The organism is Megamonas sp. Calf98-2, assembly GCF_900110235.1.
GTDB classification, from domain to species: Bacteria; Bacillota; Negativicutes; order Selenomonadales; family Selenomonadaceae; genus Megamonas; species Megamonas funiformis.
Genome location: NZ_FOCY01000059.1, coordinates 1 through 3,356 on the forward strand (window position 1 = coordinate 1; position 3,356 = coordinate 3,356).

The following is a 3,356-nucleotide window of genomic DNA, read 5'->3' on the forward strand; positions in this document are numbered from 1 at the left end:
AAAAAAAAAAAAAAGCTTAAAATACGTACCAAAGTAATTTTTTGCAGATATAAAATAAAGGAGTCGAAAATATAAATAATAAATAAATAAATAAAAAATGAGGGGTGAAAAAAATGGACGAACAGACTTTAACAATGGTTTTTACTTTAGATAACGGTGATAACTATAATATTAACGTAGATTTTCCAAAAGATAATTTAAATAAAGCCACTGTAGACGCAGTTATGCAAAAATTTATAGATAAAAGAGCCATTACAAAAGATGGACATGTTGCGGAAGCAATAAAAGAAGCTTATATCGTAACAGAAACTAAAAACATTTTAGCCTAAGAAAGGGGGTTTAAAAAATGGCAGTAGTAGAAAAAGATAAAAACACACAAATTTTATATAAGGTGCAAACTGGTACAAGTGCGGGGGATAATAGTCCCACATATAGTACTCGTACCCTTTCCAATATCTCTCCGGATATTACAACCGCGGACGCTTTGGAGCTTGGGCAGGCTGTGGGGTCTTTACAAAAATTTCCTCTCGGCTCCGTTTATTTAAGAAATACAGTAGAAGTCGTTGCAGGAGAATAAATTTTTTAATGCTCAATAAAAAATTTTTGCTCTTAATATAAAAAATCTCATCAAAAAAAACAAAAAAATCTCCATATAAATAAAATCTCAATAATATCAGGGGGCTAACCACCCCCACCTAAAAAAGTAAAAAAATGAATGATGTTTTACAAAGTATAGGGAATTATAGTTTTCCCGCAGTCGTTGCCTTTTTCCTAATGTTTAGGGTGGACGAACGTCTTAAAAGTTTAGAAACTGCTATACAAAATCTAACACTAGAAATAAAAAATTATAAATAATACTACGCATTTTCTTTTATCGCTAAAAAATATGTATATAAAAAATTAAATATGGTATTGCATTTATTTTATGCTCTCAAAAAAATTTTCCACTTGCTCAAAAAAAGAAGGGGTGCTAATATAGCCCCCTTCTTTTTTATTTCCCCCTTCAAGTTTTTGCACCCCCTTGAAATTTTGGGCAGTAAATTTTTTGGCACGGCACTTGCTTTCCCTCCCTCTTAGTTTTTTTGTGGCTTCGATTTTTTAATGAGGCACGAAAAATGGCAGAGCGATAGCGAACCGCCAAAATTTAAAAAGCCACTAACGAAAACATCGAGCTGTTGAGGTGAGCAGGGTGGGGGCGAGGTTGTGGAAGCACGCAATAAATAAGCACGCAAAAAGCTATACGGTAATAAACTGCGGGAGCAATTTTTTAGCGGAATAATCTAAGCCCGCCCAAGCAAGCGGTGGTGGTGGCTGGAGCGAGCGAGTAGGGCTTTGTTTATGGAGCTAAAAGGTTGCGGGCTTCTTTTTTTGGATATTGTTTTTTGCGTGCAGAAAATAGCCCACGACGGGTGGGGTTCTATTCTTTTGTAAGAGGGCGACCAAGTTTATTTTTTGCCGATATGTTGCCTGCCGTTGCGACCGTTTTTTTATAGTGCCAACACGCACCCGCCCGCTTGTAAGACGCTCCGCGTTTTGCTATTTTTTGGCTATAAACATACATAAAAAAAGTGCCTAGTCCATAGACTAAGCACCCATGAGGTATTATATAAAATCCATTTTGTTGTCTTCCGCTTCCAATCTTACCTGCTGATATTCTTCCAGTTCCTGTAACAAAATATCCTGCCAAAAATCTTCTAACGTAGCAAATTTATAAATAACGTGTATATATTTATTTTTATTGCAGTCCCAATAATAAATTTGTGGTTCTAATAGCTCTACCGCAAAATATACTGTGTCTTTTATTTCTATTAGCGTTGTTGGTTCTAAATTAAAAAATTCTTCTTCTGTAAATTCGGGATACTCACACAGCATTTTTAAAGCCTCCTTTTTTATGATGAGATGTAGCAGCCAAATTTTACATTGTATTTGTAAATGGCACGTGCCACATAATTAAATTCTTTTATGTTCCCAGCTCCCACAAGGTCTGCGTTTTCGGCTTCGACGTCCTGTAATTTTAGCAGGGCTTTTGTTTTTTTAAAGATACCGCCAAACGCTACAAATCTACGTTTATAGCAAAGGGTGGTTAAATCTATTATGACCTGCACCGCCTGCATTTGTGGTAAATTTAAAATACTGCTAACCTTTGCAGGATATTTAGCAAGCTCCGCTACTGCTTTTTGCTGTCTAGCGGGCTTTATTGCCTGCACATCTATTTGTGGCAGATAATCTACTTTTAATAAATCTGCCCATATCGACCGCCAACTATTTTTATTTATATAATTGGCTTTATTAAAATATTCCCCCTGCACCGCAAAAATACAATGTAGGTGCGGGTGATATGTTTTGGTTTTAGGGTTGTACGTTACTTCCGTGCTTTTTATATATCCTAGCAACATCTTTTTAAATTTAGTTGCTGGCTGTACACGTTTTGTTTTATCTACCAGCAAACTAAAACTTTTATTTATCTTATTAATTTCCTGCACCAGCTCCGAGCCACAGCAATTTTTTTGCGTTAGTGTGATGAACAGGTATCTTACATCATCATTTTGTTGGTTGATGTAATCCGTTATTTTGGATACTTGACTGAATAACTTGAGGCTTCTTCTCCATTGACACATTGGACATAAGCGGACACGGCAAAAATAAGTTTTATATAATTTTTTGTTGCCTTCTGCGTCCTGTAAATATTCTAGCTGGCTTGCACAGTCCGCTAAGTCTTGTAGACGTTTGGGACTTATAACGCTAGGATTTATTTTTATTGCCTGTTTATAAAGCTCCACTAATTTAAGATTATTTTGTTTGTGCAAATCCCACTTACGTTTTTTGCCTGTTGCGGAATAGTCCGCCAGCTTTTCTCCCGTGGGTTCTGCGATTGGAATTTGCTTTTCCTGCTCTCGCTTTTCAATCTCCTTCTGCAACTTTTTGTGATGTATGACCAGTAGAGTTTTTTTCTCTACTGCGTTTACCACGTGCAAAAAATTTTGCTTGCCTTTTTTTGGCTGGTGCGATACAATATTTTTAGTAAAAGACATAATAAAAACACCTCTATTTTGTTGTTGTAATAATCTTCGTACCTTTATTATATCACAAAATAGGGGTTTTTTATTGCCCAAAAATAAAAAATCTAAAGCAAAAAATAATAAAGTTAAAGTTAGATTATAAATTATTTGTGCTTGTAATTGTTCCATAAGTTTTTACTCTTTTCATGTTCCAAAGTGCCGTTTTTGGTTAAAATTGTCTTTTTGACTATTCCCGCCACGCTTGGCTTTGCGGGCTGTCAATGCTGGTTTTTATTACTCTAGTATTAAAGATAGTAGAAAACAGCCAAGCCAAGTATATCACAAAAAAAAAAAAAA

Annotated in this window: 5 protein-coding genes; 3 read left to right on the plus strand and 2 right to left on the minus strand. The window is 35.3% G+C overall.

The genetic code is table 11. From position 1 onward, the window contains the following. The first annotated feature begins 113 nt into the window (after positions 1-113). The 3 genes from BMX03_RS10940 (at position 114) to BMX03_RS10950 (ending at position 855) form a co-directional block, all read left to right on the plus strand. On the plus strand, positions 114-329 hold the full coding sequence (locus BMX03_RS10940) for a DUF2922 domain-containing protein (RefSeq protein WP_091695408.1): 216 nt from the start codon (positions 114-116) through the stop codon (positions 327-329). A 17-nt stretch (positions 330-346) separates the two neighbouring features. Then, positions 347-577 carry a DUF1659 domain-containing protein gene (locus BMX03_RS10945; RefSeq protein WP_091695411.1) on the plus strand — a complete coding sequence of 77 codons (231 nt, stop codon included), beginning with the start codon at positions 347-349 and terminating at the stop codon, positions 575-577. Positions 578-711: 134 nt separating this feature from the next. After that, complete coding sequence (locus BMX03_RS10950) at positions 712-855, plus strand: YvrJ family protein (RefSeq protein ID WP_091695414.1); 144 nt, start codon at positions 712-714, stop codon at positions 853-855. Between the two features lie 747 nt (positions 856-1,602). Here the strand turns inward: BMX03_RS10950 and BMX03_RS10955 are convergent. Together BMX03_RS10955 and BMX03_RS10960 are read right to left on the minus strand one after the other, a co-directional pair. Then, positions 1,603-1,872 carry a hypothetical protein gene (locus tag BMX03_RS10955; RefSeq protein WP_091695418.1) on the minus strand — a complete coding sequence of 90 codons (270 nt, stop codon included), beginning with the start codon at positions 1,870-1,872 and terminating at the stop codon, positions 1,603-1,605. Between the two features lie 17 nt (positions 1,873-1,889). Next, complete coding sequence (locus BMX03_RS10960) at positions 1,890-3,188, minus strand: protein rep (RefSeq protein WP_091695420.1); 1,299 nt, start codon at positions 3,186-3,188, stop codon at positions 1,890-1,892. Positions 3,189-3,356 lie beyond the last annotated feature (168 nt).